Below are 20827 nucleotides of genomic sequence, written 5' to 3'. Positions count from 1 at the left end.
GTTTAGAAATCAGATTTTTACAAATTTATAGGAATTATTGCCATTATTAGAATTTACCTGAAGATAATAGATGCCCACATTGAGTTCTTTTAGATTAATTTTATTATTGACTAAAATTCCCTTTTTTATCAATTGCCCATTGGCATTTAATATTAAAAAACTGTTATTTTCGTAACCTTTCGAAATGAATAAATCATCTATAACCGGATTAGGAAAAAGTGATATTGGTTCCTCCTCGAGATTTGAAACTGACAATATTTTAGAGTAAGAAAAACTATTGTCCTCATCAACCATTTTTAACCTGTAATAATTAAGTGCTTCATTAACTTGAGTATCACTAAATAAATAATTCTGTTCATTATCCTTAGCATGTTTACTAAGCACAAACCCAATTTTTACAAAATTATGTCCATCTCTACTTTTTTGTACTTCATATCCTTTGAAATAAACTTCAAAAGAGGATGTCCAATTAATTTGATTAAAGTTTAATTCTTTCTGACCTGTGAAGGAAATTAAAGTGAGGGGTAACCCAACAGAAGATAGGTTTATTTTGGCCAGCCTGTTTTTCCCAATCCCATTAAAAGAAGAAAAATTGCCTCCTATTATAACGGAGTTATCATCCATGACTTGCATTGAACTTACACCAGTATTTCCATAATCGAAAGGATCAACTCCAACACCTGCACCGGTATCAAATGATAAATCAATTTGCCCATCGCTTTCAAGCCTGACCAATCCTTTGCAAAATTGAATTCCCTTTTTATTAAACAAGCCGCCTACTAGTATTTTATTGTCGGCCAATAATGAAATATCTTTAATTGATCCATCAAATTTTGCACTGAGATCGAAGGAAGCATCAACTGATCCATCAGCATTTAAGCGAATTAAACCATCTAAATTCTGATTGTTCCAAGTATCCCCTTGAATAGCCACTAAAAACTTTGAAGTTGGTAATTCTATAATATCATAAATACTATAAGCTCCTGATAATCCCTGACCTGAATTGAACCCCGGAGCTATTAGGCCAGATTGAGTCAGTATGACTAGATTATTGCAAGTAGTGCCATTATAGGAGGAAAAGCTACCACCTATCATAATATTACCATTTGTTAATTCTTTAATTATTTGGACAGGATAATTAAAGCCAGATCCGATAAGAAACGAATTATCAATGTCTCCATTTGATAACAACCTAACCATATTTTTACAACTGATACCTCGATATTTAGTGAAGCTACCACCTAAAAGAATTCTGCCATCCGCTTGAATATGAACGGTAGTTACAGGTCCATCAAATCCATTGTTTGACGAATTTGTTCCAGTAGCTGTAATGAAACTTGGGTCGATACTTCCATCCGGATTTAATCTAACGATATTTTTTTTTAATATATAATTAAAATGCGAGAAAGATCCTACTGCTATTATTTTATCATCTGATTGCACATCAACCGAAATAATTAAATCTTCCTCTCCAAGGTCCACGCCAACTCCGATATCAAATGCAGAATCAGCTTGCCCATTTTCATCGACTCTCAACAAGCCCCTACATGACTTGTCATTATATTGAAGTATATTACCAGCGATAAGGTATTTTCCATTATTGTCTTTAGTTACAGCGCGAATACTTGACACTGGCCCATTTATCCCCTTATTTGCATTAAAATTGATGTATTTCTGTCCACTTTGGCTAATTTTTATGATGCCGTTTCCGATCCACTTTCTATATTTCTCAAAACTACCTCCTATAATAAGATCCTCATCGGCCGTTTTTTTAACTGAAAAAACACCCCCTTTTATTGATATTTGAAAAAATTCATCAAAATTCAAATCGAAAATGCCATTCTCAAATGTTTTATACAAAAATGAGGAAGCCGGACTACTGTAAAACCCTCCGAATATGTAACTCCCATCATCTAATTGAACTATTGAATATAAATATCTTTCTAAACCAGATGAAAAAGGGCTATTGAATCCCACGTTTTTTGTTCCATTTGGGTTAAGAGCTATAATATTATTGGCTGACGAACTATTATAAGCATTAAAAGAGCCAAGAACCATGATGGCATTTTGCTTATTGATAATCAAATCATATACATTGCCATTCGTAATTCCAGATCCTATGGCAAATGTGTTGTCAATACTTCCATCACTTAATAGTTTGACTATTTTACTCTTTGCAACCCCATTAAATGTCGTAAACTGACCTCCCACATAATAATTTCCCGATTCATCAATAGCAATACTTGTCACAGTGTTATTCGTATTGGTGCCTGAATTAAAAGTTGTATCTATAGTTCCATCACCGTTTAATCGTAATACTTTACTGGAGCTTCCAGTAGAAAAACTTCCTCCTATTATAATTTTTCCGTCATCTTGAAGTACCAATTCTTCAATACTTGAATTGACCCCAATTGAATTGAATGACAAATCAATAGTTCCATTGGAACTCAGTCTCGCGATACGACCACAATTTTGCACTCCAAATGTTGTAAACTGACCTGCAATAATAATTTTATCATCTGGCAAAATAACTACTTCGTTAATTTTATTATTTGGAATCCCAGAATTGGAAAATGTATTATCTATTGAGCCATCCTGATTGAGGCGTATAATATTGCTATTTATCAAGGTTTCATTGTAAGTATTGCCCTGAAGTTGGCCAACTACAATTATTTTTCCGTCACTTTGTAAGGCGGTAGATTGAACATTGGCATTGCTAAATCCCCTTCCTAGAGAATATCCTGTATCCTCTGAGTTAAAACTTAAATCTATTTCTCCTGGTTGGCCCAAACATATATTTGTAATGATTAATAAGATAATTATCAAATTATTTTTTATTTGATATTTTGATATTTTCATATAGAATATTTTTTGGCACTTAGTTTGACTATTCATTTTTTTACTTTTTACCTTACTAGAGTGACTGAATTCTTAATTGTTAGCAATCTCCCTTCCATGTTTTTGTAACTGATTAAACATACATAAACACCCACATCAGCATCTACTGAATTTATTTCGCCATTCCAGCTAAACAAAACATTTGAATTGTACACGACTCCTCCCCAACGATTAAAAACAGTCATATTAACAAGTTCAGCATTTTTATAACTAGGCTCTAAAAGATCATTAATACCATCTCCATTCGGGCTAAAAATATTTGGATTAAAAACTGAACTTACTTCTTCGTTAGTAACTTTGATTTCTATTGAACCATCTGTGAAGCATCCATTGTAGTCCAAAATTTGATAAGTATAAATTTGATCTTCTTTAGCTATTAGAAATGGCGAAATACAATCTGTACAACTTAGGTGATCGGGTGGAGACCAGGTAATTTGTTGAATAGGTATCAAAGAAGTTATTTCTATTTGATGAGATTGGTTCAACTCGATTTCTATGAGATCATCTGTGCTTATAACATTGATTGGGAACTCTATAATATCAAAGGTATCAACTTCACTTCTGCAGCCACGAACATCTGTTAAACTAATTGTGTAAGACCCTCCCTCTAAACCAGAGATTTCATAAATACTATCAGAAAAAGTGGCAATATTTACTTCATCCAGGAACAGATTATACGGTCCAATTCCTGAGGCATCAATCTTAATCTCAATTCGGCCATTGATTGCTCCTGGGCAAATTGAGTCTTGATCCAAGAAAGATATTTTATTATATTGAAAATGAGCATTAATTAATACAAGTGAGTCACAGCCCGATTGAGATAACATTTCCAGATTGATTAACTTTTGCGGCTCTGTTTCCGATATTTTTTCTCCAAATATCGACATTTCTTCACCGGCACATAATGTAGTGTCTAATTTCAAAATCCCATTTTCTAGGAATTGAAGATTAACAAATATTATCGAATCACATTGGTTTGGATTTAATGATTCAATTGTTACTATTCCAGCAGGATGATTGTAGTCGAAGAACGTGTCCCCAATTTTAATAGTTTCTGATGGACAAATTAAAGGAGAATAGTGCACTTCAATTTGAGGTATGAATTTTAACTGTATGGTGATAATTGAATCACACCCTACTGAGTTTTTATAGTTTGAAATAAAAACTCCTTCAGGATTAAAACTATCAAACTGATGACCTTCTATTACAAATATATTTCCTTCACAGATAGTTTGTTCAATTAACTTATAGGTAGATTCATTCAATGTGACATAAATGGAATCATATAATACATACTCCCAAATTGGATTTGTTATTGATAGTGTATACCACCCATCTTTTGTAACTTTTGTATTTTTGTTTTCATCAGAAAACGAATCTGGGCCTGTCCATTTATACGAACAATTGTTAGGGTTCGGTATGATATTTGAGGTCAGGTCAGACAAGTCGCAACTACTTTGATCCAAAATAATTGTCAACTCCGGAATGTCAATAGGGATAAAACAATCAGAGAATTCAGATGAACCTTGGCTACTATTAGTGACCGTAAGCGTAATACTGTTGGTCATGGAGTTATTAAAATCATACTCCCAATAGCCTAAATTATCTGTACTTACTGAACCTCTATAAGTCTTTCCCTGACAAGGGTTAGTTATACAATCCGGTCCATGAATGTATATTTGTATTAAAGAATTTGGTATTGATCTACCATATACAATATTTGATTTTCTCTTATAAATTGAAGGGAGAGTGATGGCACCATTAGAATCATCGTTCAATTCAAAACCTTTAAGCGTATTGCAATAAAAAGAATTTTGATAATTAAAGATTAAGTTGCTATTCGAATGAGAAACTGATACACCCTTATTAAGTCGAGAAAAAATATTGGATTTCAGTCCATCAGAATCTCCTATATTTATATTGTTGGATTCAAATATTGAGATGCCTGTGTTTCCTATTGGTAATTGCTGATATGCGGTAAAATCGTTTTTGTAGATATTAAGTAAGTTGCTTTTTGTTATTTTTATACAATTCTCAGTAGTTCCTATAAATTTATTGCCGGATAGTTCTAACTTTTCAGATTCATCAACGAGGATACCGTCTTTTATTGTGGGAACAGAAGCTTGACCATTCCAAAGACCAATTTGATTATAAATGATAGAAATATTTTTACTTTTTATAGCGCTAATGGATGCTTCGATGTGACCATGAAACTGATTGGCGCCATCACTTTCTGTTTTGCCTATCGTGATTCCATCGCAATTATCCAGAACAATGCCATAACTCATTGGATATTCAAAGTAATAATTAATAGACCCAAAATAATTACTCTCAATATGTACATTCTTCGAATTTTTCAGAGTAATCTGTTCTGTATTGGCTCCAAGATAATTTTCCTTGATTAATACTTGCTCACAATCAATTAATTGAATGTTTTTTATGCTTTCAGGTCTTAGTGGGCTTGACGATCTATCTGTATCAAAAAAATTGCCTGTTATTTCAACATTTCTCAGCCCATTTAATTTTAACCCTGCATCTTTGTGTCCTGAGAACCAATTACATTGCAAGTTTGAAATATCATTATTTCCAATGATTAATTTTCCTGAATTGCTATTGCTTGTATTAGATTTTATTCCGATTTCTCCAAAGCCAACACCCTCTGTCAGTAATCTATCGCTTCCAAAACAATTGCCTAAAAACAAACATAAACTATATGAACCATCAAGTAAAACATCGGTCTGATTTAGCAAAAAATCATTGCCGGTTTCAGCCAACCCTGGCATTATACCACCTCCAATGATTAATGTATCTACTCTTTTCAAGATAAGGCCTGTGCTAAAATTCTTAAAAACTAATTTTTTGATGTCCACCTTTCCTTTCGTATCTACTTGGAGACCAAAGTCGCTACCTGTCACCTTACCAGGCAGCAACTCGCCACTTATAGCAATAGAACTGCCATATGTATCAATAATACTAAATTGAAAATTGCTATTTTCATTTTTAATATCTGGCAAATTGGTTTTCGGTAGGATCGTCCATGGCATTGGCGTCGCAGGTTTGATCTCGAAACTTATATTAGGCTGGGTGTAGGTGTTTGCCAGCATGATCGCCTCTCTCAAACTGCAATGTACAGTGTTGCATACACCATCATTAACATCATCAATAGAGTTAACGATAATAGTTTGCGATAAAATACCATTTGTAAATATTAGCAAGTTGCAAATAGTCCAAATATAGCGTACTTTCTTCATGTATTTATGAGTTGATTGGCATACACTTGTTGCTTCTGTTCAAAGAGGTCTAAATTTATTTATATGCCTGTAACGATTGGATTGAAATCATGGTATTAACACCTGGTCCATTGTTAGACATGGTTCATACTTTTCTTTCAATTTTGCTAATTCAATATTTTTAATTCTCAGTAGTTCACGCAGCTCTTTAATTTGTTGGATTATATCCTCTTTGGGTGGAGGAGGGGCATCATGCAATTGAGCTTGCAATTCCAAAATTTCTATACGGATGCCCATTATTTCATTTTTTAAATCTAAAATGAGTAAGTTGAGTTTGTCACAATAATTAAATGGTCGGATAGGTGTAAGTGCAGGGTTTAAATTTAAATTATACATTTTTGATTAATTTAATTGTAAATAGATTGAGGTTAATTTTATTATTTAATTGAAACCGATTTTGCTTTTTCTGACTTGAGAGATTCAATTTCAGCTTTCATTTCTTGCTGAATCTTGAGAATGTCGTTTAAAGAAGTAAACTGATCAGCCAAAGTTGTTTTCAATTCTGTAATTAAGTCCTGCTGCTCCTGCATAGCTTTGACCAAAATCGGAATTATCTCAGTATAAGAAACTCCTAAATATTCAGATTCAATTATTTTGGGATTGCGATTTTCGTCAAAAGTTACCTCTTCACTCTTTACAACTTCTTTAAGAATGGTCTGCAAATCCTGAGCAATAAATCCAATCTTTGTTGATTGATCAATATTTTTGTCCTTCCATTTGTAGGTCACAGGTTTCATTTGCATCACTTCTTTCAAGCCATAAATTAAAGGCTTTATAGACTCCTTTAGACGTCCGTCAGATGTATTTATAAGACCATTAGTAGCGTAAACTGTTGCCCATCTCTTAGATGAAGATCCTAAATTCGCTCCTGCATTACTATTTGGAAGCCAACTGCATCCTACTTCCATGTTATTTGTAGAAGTTCTTTCAATAGTGCCTGGAAGTCCCGCAGTAACATGTGTGCCTTCCATATAAATGACCCCATCTCTTAATGATAATGTACCAATATTTGGAAGAAGGACATTACCAATTTGAACTTCCCCTACAACATCTAAAGAAGCTGAAGGACTGGAAGTGCCAATCCCAACCCTGCCATTAAGTGTTGAAAAAGCAACGCCATTCGCGGGAACATCTACATTAATTCCGGTTCCGTTTGATGCTATAATTGAGAGTTTTGAAGTTGGATTATTTGTGCCAATTCCTACCATTCCATTTAAAGTTCTAAAGGCAGTGCCTCCATCTGCAACATTTACATCTATTCCAACACCATTATAAGCCTGAACAAATAAACCTGTTCCGCTATTGGCTTCTGCCATAACTCCAATCCCACCGGTGTTTACTTTACCTTTTACTCCGATACCGTCTCCACCATTATAGCCTGTAACTCCAGTTGCGCCAGCACCCCAAACTCCAGAATGATCGCTAGAATAGGTATGGCCATATATACCATGGTTGTCATACCCTCCGCCAACACTTAATTTTGCATCCGCATAATTAAGGTTTATTGTAATTTTTTTAGAACCAGAAACGACAGTTTCTGCTATTGAACTATTGGTCAAAGTGTTGCCGGTTGTCCATAACGCTATCTTGTTTTCTGCGCCACTCCCTTGTAAACCTGTATTTGCGGGCAATGTCACCGAATTACCTCCTGATATACTTAGGTCTTGTCCATTAAGTGTTAAAGTTTGAGCATCTGTGTCAGTATTAAGATCATTCTGTGGTGTCCATGTTGTACCATTATATTTTAAGACCTGACCACTGGTCGCTCCTTGGGAGGCTATACTTATCGGGTTGCCTGATGTACCATTTCCTGATAATGTGGCATTGGCGACGACGGTTTGTGTTCCCCAATTGTCTCCACCCCCTGAAGATGGAAGTGTGACTGTACCACCTCCCTGACTAAGTGACAAAACTGTTCCTGAAAGTGATAATTGTTGGATTTCATTTGTAGTGCTATTGTCTAATGCACTTATCGTATTATTTGCTATGTTGATACCGGAACCGGCTACATAATTTCCTGCATTACCCGGAGGACCTTGTTCGCCTTGTACCCCCTGAGCGCCCGTATTGCCCTGTTGTCCTTGGATTCCTTGGTCTCCTTTATCTCCCTTAAGACCTTGAATTCCGGCTATCCCTTGTTCCCCTTTATCTCCCTTGGGTCCTTTAATCTCGCCAATATCAATGAAAGAGGATCCATTCCACATCCAACCATGACCACTGTTCTGAGCTATGTAAACATCTCCAATGTCTCCTGAATAATTGCCTGGTTGCTGAATTTCTGAAGATATTGAGCCAACGATTTTGACACCTGTGCCCGGATCACCTTTGTCGCCTTTTGTTCCCTGGTCTCCCGCATCTCCTTTATCTCCCTTTACGCCAGAAGCCGAATAAAGCGCAAATGGCACACTATTGATCGGGCTTATAGAGGATAAAGAATATGAAGTTCCTCCTTTTGGATCAATTTCTGTTTGTATATAAAAAGATCCTGTCGACCAGTCTATAGATGAGAATTCCCCTGCTAGTTTAAGGCCGCTGCCTATTTCAAAAGTCAGTAGACCATTAATGTTTGTTTTAGGATTGGGATTATAAATTTCCTGATAAACAACTTCTCCATCGGGATTATCTTTTCTTAAAGTGGTCTTGATCCCAATCTCAGTTTCTTTCAATAACTTGCCATCTCCGTCACGAACTACAGATTGATAAGATATTTTTTGTGGTACCTGAGCATATACTTGGGTGAGACCTATGGCAAGGAAACTTAATACAATAATTAACTGCTTCATTGTTTTATAATTTTAAATGTTTTTTGTGATGATTTATTATCAAATACTCGCAAGATATAAGTGGAGGGAATCACCTCTTTCAAGCTTATTGAGTTACTACCATATAGCACTCCCTTGTATATTAATCTTCCTTCGATATCAGTGAGCTCATATTTTATTGTATTTTTCGGTAAATCAATAATCTCAATGATTACAATGTCAGAGGTTGGATTCGGATACAGTTTAATTTCTAATTGTAGCATTTTCTTTGTGGATAAAATTTCAGTGATTTCGTATGGTTGCTGCATTCCCTCAGAAACATGGTTGTTGTCAGTAAAAGAGGATTGATAATCAACCTGACCTATTGATGAACTTATACTGCCACTCGATGTAGAAACATTTGCACCGCTTACGACAATGCCTTTTTGTGCATAAAAATCGGTACAATTAGTTATTAAAATCAATAAAAAAGATGCATAATTTAAGCTTAACTTTTTCATAAATAACCTATTAAATATTTAAGAATAAAAGATTGATATTTCTGTTTTAATCAGTATTGATGTCCTCAAATTAGTTATACTCAGCATTAATTAGAATTCAGATTGATTGGTAAAATTGTCACCATAAAATTACCCTGTTTAAGTAAAATTAAGATCAGGTAATTAACTATTTAGGCTCCGTTAATTAACGGAATTGGGTAGTTAAATAGAAAATTATTGATCAATTAATTGAACTTAATAGCACTTATTTTTAAAGCAGAATTGAAGCTATTTACACCTTTAGAGGAGCATCTAAATAGCGACTACAGCTTAATAACTTTTCCAACACTATAACTTTCATTTTCTTTAAAGGCTTTTACAAAGTACACCCCCGAAGGCAGCCCTGAAAAATCAATTGAATTAGCCAAAATCCTTACTGGTATTTGGTTGCCGGAAAAATTATAGACCTTCACCCTTGATTGATTCAATTGTTGATTTCCAATCAAATGAACTATTCCTGAAGTAGGATTTGGATACAATGTAAGTTTCGGGTTTTGAATAATTTCATCATTTTTAAGGGTTTCATCCGATATTTTCAACAAGAGAATGTCGCCCAAGCCGCCACCAAATTGTGTCTGATGTGCATTTGGTGTTGATATATTGGTCAAACTTGAAGTTCCGCCACCGACATAAATATCTCCCGATAAATCAATATTTAAATTCCAGGACCTATCGTTTCCGTTTGCTCCATAGTAGCTACCCCAGAGCTGTTTGCCATTCTTGTCTAGTTTTTCAATAACGCAGTCAAATGTTCCACCGCCATAAGAAGTTTGGAGGGCATTGCCTTTTACTACTCTTGCATAAGCCAATGTGGTCATACCCGATAATACAATGTTGTTCTCTTTATCAGCTTTTAATCCAAAAAAATAATCATTACCTGCACCACCAATGTAAGTCCCCCAAAGCCTTGCTCCATCAGAATTGAACTTTTGTAAATATCCATCGTTGTTTCCCCCAATTGCAGTTTGAAAAGAACTTGGGGTAGAAATTTTAGAACTACTGGTAGTTGTACCGATTAAATATATATTATTCTCTAAATCAACCTTAATATTATTTCCAGCCTCATAAGCTGTGCCACCAAAATACGTTCCCCAAAGTCGGTTTCCATCCGGATCAAGTTTATTTATAAATGCGTCATAATCACCAGTAAAAGTGGTCTGATGAGTTCCGGCTGTTGCAATTCCTTCCACACTTTTGGTTTCTCCGCAAACAAGTATGTTATTATTTAAATCCAGATCAATTGCATAAAGGTCATCGTCATCTACTCCACCTATATATGTTCCCCATAGTTTCGAACCATTATTATTGAATTTAGCTACAAATCCATCGCATTTACCTCCTTGATAAAGAGGCGAATGTGTACCCTCTGTAGCTATCCCAAATTGACTGGCGGTAGTACCGCACATAAAGATATTTCCATCCTGGTCCAGTGTAATTCCTAAATAAATCTCTGTAGGATATCCCGGATAAGTACCATCAAGATCTGCACCACCAAAATAGGATGACCAAAGCCTTAACCCTTGTTGGTCAAATTTTGCTAAGAAGCAATCTGAAACCCCACCTCCATGGACAGTCTGATTGGCACCGGGTGTTGCAATATTTGTTTTACTAGAGGTAATTCCCGCCAAAATAAATTCCTGTTGATGATACTGAACAGCTGCAAAGATATCGGAACCACTTCCTCCGTAATAAGTAGCCCATTTTCTAACTCCTTTTTCATCAAAACACACTATAAGTCCATCATATAATCCACCACTATAATTCACTTGATGAGCGCCTATTGTAGCAATATTATTCTGGCTGGAAGTTTGTCCGACCATTAGTAAACTATTGTTTTCATCGAATGCAATTTGACTTATCCAATCTTCAAATAATCCACCATAATAAGTACACCATTCTATCTCAGGGTCTATAACCATTGTCCCGGAACAAGTCCCGGTCTTGAATGAAATATGATTTCCGTTTATTTGGTACTCGGAATTAATTTCTCTTTTAGAATCGTCTTCATAACTATAAGGCCGATTTTCTTTAAAACTTCCAAAAGGCGTTGAAACCTCAATATTTCCATCAGCGTCTTTTAATAAACCCACAGCGCCTATATACTTCAGTTTAATTAATGAAGCATCTGCACCCTTCCTTACAATAAAATCATATTTAAACTTGCTCCCATCTATATATAACTTCCAATCGATGCCTGGGTAAACATTTTCTATCAGCAATGATTTGTATGCAGCCACTTGAGTTATACCCTCAACACCACAGCCCTCCAAATAGTAATTTTCGTAATAATCTAATTTTACGGAAGGAATTACTTCTACAGCTGAACGCGATCCTTCTAGCATCACATCTACTCTGTAGGATTCAGAGGAACTAAGCTCTGGTAAATTTGATTTACCTTGCTTCCTGGATGTAAAGTCATCTTGCACATCATCAAAAGTTCGATGAAATAAAGTATAGTGAATGGAATTCGATTTAATGTCAATTCTCATATTCTCAGTGACTAAACTATATTTAATATCATCTGACTTCGAACCATTCTGATACATGACTTGTCCCTTATTTTCCGTAAAATATAAGGAGTTCGAGGGTGCGATTTTAGATGCATTCAAATTTAAAAAACTCACGAGTAGAAAAATAGAAGATAAAAATTTCATCGGTCAAAGTTTAAACTTTCAAATGTATTGTCCATATAAATTATATCTAAAATGCGAGGAGCAATTAGACATTGTATATGGTTAATAACTTTGATTTATCAAATCTTAACACGATTTGACAATTAATTATTAATATGATGAAATAGATCAGAGTTCATCGAAGGTGAACTAAAGAATAGAAGCAACTAGAAACCTAAGATTTTACTGGAGGTTATACTTACTCAATCAGCACAAACCCTGCCCAATAATAAGGCTCGTATTTCTTTTGTCTCATGGTCTTCTGAGTTGCAGAAAGGGCCAATCTGGGAGAAAGTTTTTTAGTGCACAAATTCTCATAAAATATTTTCATGAATTCCATGGTTTGATAGTCAGCTACTGACCAAAGTGACATAAGGATTTTGTCGACTCCTGCTATTTTGAATGCTCTTCGCAAACCGTAAACTCCCTCAGAATTGGATATCTCTCCGAGTCCGGTATCGCAAGCTGACAGCACGACTAGTTTTGTATTCTGAAGATTCAACTGACTTATCTCGAAGGCTGTGAGTATACCATCATCATAATAGGACGAATCTGTAACATTCCAATTTTTGTTGGCTCCGCTTAATACTATACCGGATTGGATGAGGGAGAAATCTCCCATCCTACGGTAAGTAGTATATATGCCATCAGTATTACTTTTAGATTTCTTTTGTGGAAGAAAATAGGCATGAGTTGAAAAATGGAATAGTTCAGGCGAATAGTTTTTATTTAGAGGACCATAATGGCTCTTTATATAATTTTCGTTTGCATTAATTCGATCTAAAAGTTTTACTTCGCAACCATAATGTTTTAATCTAAGTGAGATATTATCAATTTCGGCTTTTGAATATTTCAGTTTTTGCCATTTTGATCTACGAGCGCCAGGGTCAGTCATGAAAAAATCGAAATAATTAAGCCCTCTAAGCGTACCGGTTACATAAGTCCCTTCGCTTGCACTTGCGGAAAGAGAATAATCTATGTCACCATAAAGGGTTGCTGTAGCAAATGAAGTTTTAGTATTTTGACTTCGGTCCATAGATAGTAAATCTTTGGATGAGTTGAGATAGGTAATCTCAAAAAGATCACTAACTGTTTGATTGACATTTAATCTGAGAGCTGAAATATTTACTTTATTTAACATGCCGGATGTTGTAATATAAATTCTTTTTTTGTCTTTTAAATATGGAAGTATTTTATTCCAAACAAGATTGACAAGTTCCGGATTGTCATAAAGTGCATTGACTGAAAGGAAATCCAAAGCTTGTCCGGCAATTGAATCAAGCAAAGAGGCAGAACATAAGGAAATGAAATTCACTTTTTTTGTGCCAGGCTCCAGAACAAAAACACCATATCTGTTCTGATCTATCAAAGGCGTTTCCTTAAATTTGTAGGTGACAAATTCTAACAATATTTCTGAATTCCTCAATGATTTCAGTATGTCAGAATGGTTTATTTGTTTTAGTTCTTTTTCAACATTTTTGGAAAGTGCCGCTAATTCTTTTTCTCGAAGGTTTTTGATATTCATAACTGAGTCAAGTTTTCTCTGAAATTTCGTTGGTTTTGAAAGCTCCATAGTCAATTCAGATTGAGCTTGCACCAGCTCCTCGTATTTAGATTGGATCACTGGATCAGTATCTTTTATTGACTTGATTTTCCGAATCGTATTTATGACAAACCCTTGCTTGAAAAGCCAGGCATCATAAGCTCCTGAGACAATTGAGTCTTCGTGAACAATTTCGGCAAGTGAAACAAGATAATCATTAACTGATTCAAACTTTTCAATATAACCTTGAAGTTCTACTTCGGAGAGGAAAAATGAAGCATCATTTATTTTCTTTTTATAATATTCAAAATATTGATAAAAGTTGTCGCACGCCACCCCGTAATCTTGCATAAAATATTGAACTTTGGCTCCTCCAAAAATATTTTCAAAATAATATTTTTTTCTACCATAGGCTGAATCACACGTAATTTGATTGCTATAAAATTCCTTAATTGCCAAAGAATACTTTGTATCATTTAAAAAAGTATTTGCATTTAACAAGTTAGCCGTTACACGGTCAATACTCATTTGTAGACTTTGACTATCGAATATTTTTAAAACCCTATTCAAAGCTTCATGTACTTTTGAATAGTCTCCCATTTTGTAATATAATTCTGCAAAGCTTGTTAGTACTAAGATATCGTACATATATATAACTTCATGTATATTGGCACTCCTTATTTCTATAGCTTTGTTATAGTAAAACAAAGTTGAATCAAACATATTAAATTTAAGGTACCCGTAGCCTATAGCCATTTGCAATTCAAAAATAGCATAGTAGTTGATTAAGGAATTATTTAACTTAGTTTGCAAAATATTCAAATTGCAATTTTTATACTTAGTTAACAAATTTATATCTGCATATATATTAGCCAAATTTATTAAAACGGTTGGATAATATGCGGATGAAATATTATTTGGTTGGCCCTCATATAATTCTTTTGACTTCCTAAAAGAAGCTTCGGAGTTATTTATCTGATCTAAATGTTTCAAACAAACTGCTTTGAGCATATTATAGTAAGCATGAAGTTCACTTGATTTAGGAAAATATCGGTCGCAATAATTTATATGTTCATCTATTATAATTTTCGCACTTTCAAAGTCACCCAAACCCCAGTAAAAGAATATAAAGTTAATAATATAAGCATTAACTAAATCACACTTATTATACAATATGCTATCAGACTTTATAGCATTATAAACACTTTTTGTTTCATCAACTATATAAGCTTGTAACAATAATTGGTTAAAATAATACTGACAATCGATAAAATATTTCAAATATATGCTATCATGTGTTTCAGTTAATTTTACAGACGCTTCTTTAGCGGTCAATAATATATACTCAGCTGCCTTCTCTATATTATTCAATGAATAATAAGATTTCCCTATCTTTAATGAACATTGGATTCTTTCGACTTCGAAAGATTTTTGCATTGAAATAATTGAGTCTGCCTTAAGAAGAATATTTAATGAGCTATTGTAATCTTGCGTTTTCTGGTATTCGTAAGATTGATTAAAATAGGAATCTAATTGTTTTTTTATAATAGTATCTTGCCCTTCTTGGGAAAATAGTTTTGAGAATATGCAAATAGAGATCATTAGGAAAAGCAAAGTTTTTTTCATATTTATGTGGCTTAATTAGTATTTCAATTTGTTTATTCAATAAGCACAAATCCTGCCCAATAATAAGGCTCGTATTTCTTTTGTCTCATGGTCTTCTGAGTTGCACAAAGGGCCAATCTGGGAGAAAGTTTTTTAGTGCACAAATTTTCATAAAATAGATTCATAAATTCCATCGTTTGATAATCCGCAACTGACCAAAGTGACATAAGGATTTTGTCGACTCCTGCTATTTTAAAGGCTCTTCGCAAACCGTAAACTCCCTCAGAATTGGATATTTCGCCGACACCGGTGTCGCACGCAGATAAAACTACCAATTTTGTTTTCTGAAGATTTAATTGACTGATCTCAAAGGCAGTCAGTATTCCATCATCATAATAAGAAGAATCAGTCACACTCCAATTTTTATTGGCGCCGCTTAAAACTATGCCGGATTGGATGAGGGAGAAATCTCCCATCCTACGGTAAGTAGTATATATGCCATCAGTATTACTTTTAGATTTCTTTTGTGGAAGAAAATAGGCATGAGTTGAAAAATGGAATAGTTCAGGCGAATAGTTTTTATTTAAAGGACCATAATGGCTTTTTATATAATTTTCGTTTGCATTATTTCGATCCAAAAGTTTTACATCGCAATCTTTATTTTTTAATTTTTGTGAGATATAATCAATCTCGGCTTTTGAATATTTTAGTTTTTGCCATTTTGTTTTACGAGCGCCAGGGTCGGTCATGTAAAAATCGTAATAATTAAGACCTCTGAGCGTACCGGTTGCATAAATTCCTTCAGATGCACTTGTAGAATTTGTGTAATCTATGTCTCCGTAAAGGACTGCCGAGGTAAATGAGGTGTAAGTATTTTGGTTTCGATCTAAAAATAGTAAATCTTTGGATGAGTTGAGATAGGTAATCTCAAAAAGATCACTAACTGTTTGATTGACATTTAACCTGAGAGCTGAAATATTTACTTTATTTAACATGCCGGATGTTGTAATATAAATTCTTTTTTTGTCTTTTAAATATGGAAGTATTTTATTCCAAACAAGATTGACAAGTTTCGGATTGTCATAAAGTGCATTGACTGAAAGGAAATCCAAAGCTTGTCCGGCTATGGAATCAAGCAAAGAGGCAGAACATAAGGAAATGAAATTCACTTTTTTTGCATTCGGCTCCAAAACAAAAACACCATAACGGCCCTGATCTATCAAAGGCGTTTCCTTAAATTTGTAGGTGACAAATTCTAACAATATTTCAGAATGATTGAGTGTCTTTAGGATGTCAGAATGGCTAATTTGTTTTAGCTCTTTGGCCACATTATTAGAAAGTGCAGCTAATTCCTTTTCCTTTAAATTTTTTACATTCATCACAGAATCAAGTTTGATTTGAAATTTGACTGGTTTGGAAAGCTCCTTACTCAATTCAGATTGTGCTTGTACCAGCTCCTCGTATTTAGATTGGATCACTGGATCGGTATCCTTTATGGACTTGATGTTCCGGATAGTATTTAAGACAAATCCTTGCTTGAAAAGCCAAGCATCATAGGCTCCTGACACAATTGAATCTTTTTTTACATTTTCCCCAAGAGAAAAAAGATAGTCATTAACTGATTCAAATTTTTCAATGTAACCTTGAAGTTCAACTTCGGAGAGAAAAAAGGAAGCTTCAGTAATTTTTCTTTTATAGTAGTCAAAAAATAAAAGAAAATTATCATTTGAATTTATAAAATCTTCTTTGAAAAATTGGCTCTTTGCTAAACCAAAGACACTTTCATAATAATATATTCCCTTACCTAGAGCATCTTCACTTTTGTTTTGGCTATCTAAAAATAATATTTGAGCGGAGTCAAGTTTTCCTTGATTCAAATGAGTGTTGGCAATTAATAAATTTAGCATAACTTGATCATAATTAAATGGCAGTTTTTGGACTGAAAAAATATTATTCAATTCATTTGCAAGTATCGACACCTTCGCATATTTGCCTAATTTAAAATTTACTTCTGCCAATCCGTATAACGTTGATAATCCAATATTAAACATAGCTTCATTAAGTTCTTTCCTTTTTATACTATCCGCAATTGTATAAAATAACAATGCAGAGTCTAGCATATTTAATTTAAGGTAATAGCCTCCGATGATTTCATTCAATTCAATAATGTTATAATAGTTACGGTTTTTTTGATCGTTCTCCGATTGCAAGTTTTTTAGTGAATAATCTTTGCTGAGTGCCAAAAGGTCTAAATCAGAATACAAAAGAGCAAGATTTCTCAAAGTTGTTTGGTAATAAGCCGAATGGTCACCTATTTTTTCATACAATTCTTTTGATTTCCGGTAAGCTTTTTCAGCATTACTTGTCTGATCCAAATGTTTATAACTCCCTGCCTTTAATAATTCATAATACGCATGTTTTTTGTCTGTGGGAGGGAAGAAGCGCCAACAATAGGAAATGTGCTCATCTGTGATATTCAATGCTGATTCATAGTCACCCTTATCTTGATAACACATAATAAATGAGTAAAAGAAGTCATTAATCAATTCATAATTATGGTACAAAGAACTGTCTGATTTGATTGTTTTATAGACAATTATCATATCTTCTTCAACTTTATCATTAAGAATCATTTGTTCTATAAAATATTGAGAATAAAGAAAATATTTTAAATAAAGTATATTTTTAGTACTATCAAGTAATTGCGCTGATTCTTTGGTCGTCCTCAAAAAATATTCTTTTGCCTTGTCACCGATATTTAAAAAGTAGTATGTTCGACCTAATGAGTAATGACATTTTAATTTAAAGGAATCGTTTAACTGATTTTTAGAAATAACCGAATCCATACTCAGTAGTACTTTGAGTGAGCTTGAATAAGTTCTAGTTTTTTGAAAACTTAAATATTGAGACCTAAGGGTATCCAAAGCATCCAAAACCACTCTATCATTTGTGTCTTGCGAAAATATTGATGATATAACGAACAACTGGATAAAAAGAATAAGAGTGACTTTTTGGATATTCATTATCTGTCAAATTAGGTGCTATAATTTTTTTAGGATTGACTTCGCCATAATGCGATAAGGATTCAGATTATTGTTTGAGATTTCATCAAGTATCATTTTGGGCATTTTTACTTTTTGGTTTTTGATGAGCACCAGTGCAAGATAATATTGCGCCTCCTCATAATATCGGGTGTTTTCGTTTTTAACTATATGATGTAATTCACTTTCAGCCAACTTGTAGCTCTTTATTTCTAAAAGACACATTGCATACTGAAACTTCAAGTTGTCATTGTTTTTTGCCGCTTCTTGCAGCCTCTCATAAGCTATAGTGGCTTCAAAATATTTTTCGTTCCAATAAAGCTGTTTAAATTTCATGATTGGATCTGTATCAATATCTCCTCTTGCACTGGGTTCAAGAGATTCGTCACGAAATGGTGTATAGAATTCATTATATAATTTATCATATTTTTCATTATTGCTTGTAGGTGATTGGACCTCTTTAGACTGTTGATAAGCAATCCTTTCTTTGGATTCTTTTAGTTGATCAACCTGCAAACTATCAGTTACGTTTAAGCTGTCGATCAAAGCTATTTCTAATTGTTTCTCTGGTTTGGGTTCGAGAGTGCCGGGACTTTCTTCTTTTATATTTTTTGAATAATCAATATATAGGTAAATTGAAAAACCAAAACCCAAGATTACAATTGCTGAAATAAAGGCTTTCTTAATTTGTTTTCTTTTATCGATCTGCTTCCCAATGCTATCCAATCGATCTTTTAAGGTTGCTTTGCCAGCTTCTTGTATTGATTGAATGGCAGTTTGATATTCCAGATACAATTTACTTAGTGCAGCATTACTTTGTATCTCCCTTAACAATTGCTCTAGCTCATAAGGATTTAATTCGCCATTAAAATATTTTTCTATCTTTTCCCTATTCGACATCGTCATTTCCCTTTTTGCTTATTGATATTATTTTTCTTAGTTGACTAAGGCATCTACTCAATGATGCGCTAGCTACATTTTTATTGCTAAACTTAAAAGCCAAAGTTATCTCTTCAACTGACTGTTCTAAATAGAATCTTTTTATTAATAGTTCTTTGCATTGGTTCCCGAGTTGCTCAAAACTTGGCTTTAATGTCTTATCACTTTCGTCGAGTTGAAAATCAAAATCTTGAAGTTCATTGGAACCAAAATTTTCCTCCTCAAAGGAACCTGGGAATTCCATTTTCTGATTTTTCTTCAATTTATTTAGTAAAATATACTTACCTATAGCAAAAAGATAAGTACCCAATTTGCTATTTAATACAAGAAGTTTACCATTCTTAACATTTTCAAAGAAAACAATGATTGTATCCTGCCAAACATCTTCTGCGTCTTGGCTACTAACCTTAAATTTTGATAGTGCCCATGAAGTAAATTTTGCCCGGTGCAGTTTATATACAATTTCTACTGCGCTTTCATTACCAGCCTTTATTTGAGCAAAAAGTTCTGAATCTGAAATATTCATTAGGGTTGTGCTTTGTAACTAACAATTGTATACTAAGGTAAGGAAAAATTAAATAGTATGTCAGGATACAGTATTAGAGCATTAGAGAATGACAATATTCCAATACTTTTTCAACAATGTAAAATGAGCAAATTAAAAAATAGTCACTGTAGGGAAAGGTCGCAACCTGTCCCTACAGTGACTATTTTTTAATCCAACTATAGATAAAAGAATCTTAGTATTCTATCGAAAATTCCATCTCGTATCTAGTACCTAGAATCTAGCCTTTCTCCAACTTCTTATCCACATCCTCCATTGCAATCAATGTCGCCTCCTCATCAAACCATGCGTCCATTTTTGCTTTGGCCTGACGCTTCACATGGTCATCGACATATGTCCCAACAGTAATTAAACCGGTGAGCATGACAGCAAAGTCATCTGTGAAGCCCAACACGGGGGTCAGATCCGGGATGAAATCTATAGGTGAAACAAAATACGCCAAAGCGCCAAGGATTGCTGTTTTCGCCCACGTTGGCGTCTCTTTTCGCTTAAAAGCATAATACATTAATAATGTTGCGTAAACTAGCTTAGCGCCTGCCTGTTTTGCATATTTGCCGAGCTTATTCCAAAATTTCTTTTTATTTATATTTTTCACTGCTTGCTTTTTAAGTTACATTATTGCAAATGCATATTGAATTCAGTTGGTTCAATTTAAGGGGAGGAAATAATGAATATTGAACAATGAATAATGAATAATGAGAGTGGGCATTTTTTCCAGATCTAAATATCAGGCAATATTCTGTTTCTATCGTTCTAAATATTGATAAAATATAAAAAAGGCAAAGAATGATTTTACAGGAGCACATATTTCAAAGATAGCTGAAATTATTTCAACAAAATAGATCTATCCCTCATTCTTTGCGTTCAATAGTCCTTGATTTTAATCTTGGGAAAAATAATAAATAATGAATAATGAATAATGAGATCGGGCATTTATTCCAGATCTAAATATCAGGCGATATTCTGTCACTAT

General features: G+C 33.9%; 11 protein-coding genes. All 11 read right to left on the bottom strand.

The window, feature by feature from the left end:
- Nucleotides 1-9: 9 nt before the first annotated feature.
- The 11 genes from IPI15_RS09590 to IPI15_RS09540 all read right to left on the bottom strand — a co-directional run bounded on the left by IPI15_RS09590 (nt 10) and on the right by IPI15_RS09540 (nt 20449).
- Nucleotides 10-2859 (bottom strand): T9SS type A sorting domain-containing protein, encoded by a 2850-nt coding sequence (locus IPI15_RS09590; RefSeq protein ID WP_287402017.1) that lies wholly within the window; start codon nt 2857-2859, stop codon nt 10-12.
- A gap of 47 nt (nt 2860-2906) precedes the next feature.
- Nucleotides 2907-6149 (bottom strand): T9SS type B sorting domain-containing protein, encoded by a 3243-nt coding sequence (locus IPI15_RS09585; RefSeq protein ID WP_287402015.1) that lies wholly within the window; start codon nt 6147-6149, stop codon nt 2907-2909.
- 87 nt (nt 6150-6236) lie between these two features.
- Complete coding sequence (locus tag IPI15_RS09580) at nt 6237-6524, bottom strand: hypothetical protein (protein ID WP_287402013.1); 288 nt, start codon at nt 6522-6524, stop codon at nt 6237-6239.
- A gap of 41 nt (nt 6525-6565) precedes the next feature.
- Nucleotides 6566-8971 carry a tail fiber domain-containing protein gene (locus IPI15_RS09575; protein WP_287420019.1) on the bottom strand — a complete coding sequence of 802 codons (2406 nt, stop codon included), beginning with the start codon at nt 8969-8971 and terminating at the stop codon, nt 6566-6568.
- Nucleotides 8968-9450: a T9SS type A sorting domain-containing protein gene (locus IPI15_RS09570; RefSeq protein ID WP_287402010.1), complete on the bottom strand. Its 483-nt coding sequence runs from the start codon at nt 9448-9450 to the stop codon at nt 8968-8970. The genes IPI15_RS09575 and IPI15_RS09570 overlap by 4 nt, the downstream gene beginning before the upstream one ends.
- A 302-nt stretch (nt 9451-9752) precedes the next feature.
- The gene (locus IPI15_RS09565) at nt 9753-12143 is read right to left on the bottom strand and encodes a DUF7948 domain-containing protein (RefSeq protein ID WP_287402009.1); all 2391 of its coding nucleotides are present in this window, start codon (nt 12141-12143) and stop codon (nt 9753-9755) included.
- A 217-nt stretch (nt 12144-12360) separates the two neighbouring features.
- The gene (locus IPI15_RS09560) at nt 12361-15141 is read right to left on the bottom strand and encodes a CHAT domain-containing protein (RefSeq protein ID WP_287402007.1); all 2781 of its coding nucleotides are present in this window, start codon (nt 15139-15141) and stop codon (nt 12361-12363) included.
- Between the two features lie 221 nt (nt 15142-15362).
- Nucleotides 15363-18332: a CHAT domain-containing protein gene (locus IPI15_RS09555; RefSeq protein ID WP_287402005.1), complete on the bottom strand. Its 2970-nt coding sequence runs from the start codon at nt 18330-18332 to the stop codon at nt 15363-15365.
- A gap of 18 nt (nt 18333-18350) precedes the next feature.
- Complete coding sequence (locus tag IPI15_RS09550) at nt 18351-19250, bottom strand: tetratricopeptide repeat protein (RefSeq protein WP_287402004.1); 900 nt, start codon at nt 19248-19250, stop codon at nt 18351-18353.
- Nucleotides 19240-19815, bottom strand: coding sequence for an RNA polymerase sigma factor (locus tag IPI15_RS09545; protein ID WP_287402003.1), 576 nt, complete (start codon nt 19813-19815; stop codon nt 19240-19242). Before IPI15_RS09545 ends, IPI15_RS09550 begins: the two co-directional genes overlap by 11 nt.
- Before the next feature lie 259 nt (nt 19816-20074).
- Nucleotides 20075-20449 carry a YkvA family protein gene (locus IPI15_RS09540; protein ID WP_287402002.1) on the bottom strand — a complete coding sequence of 125 codons (375 nt, stop codon included), beginning with the start codon at nt 20447-20449 and terminating at the stop codon, nt 20075-20077.
- Between the last annotated feature and the right edge of the window lie 378 nt (nt 20450-20827).

This window comes from Candidatus Brachybacter algidus, from assembly GCF_016707225.1.
Lineage (GTDB): Bacteria > Bacteroidota > Bacteroidia > Chitinophagales > Saprospiraceae > Parvibacillus > Parvibacillus algidus.
Note: the sequence above shows the minus strand (reverse complement) of the source record. Positions and strands in the feature narration are given on the sequence as shown.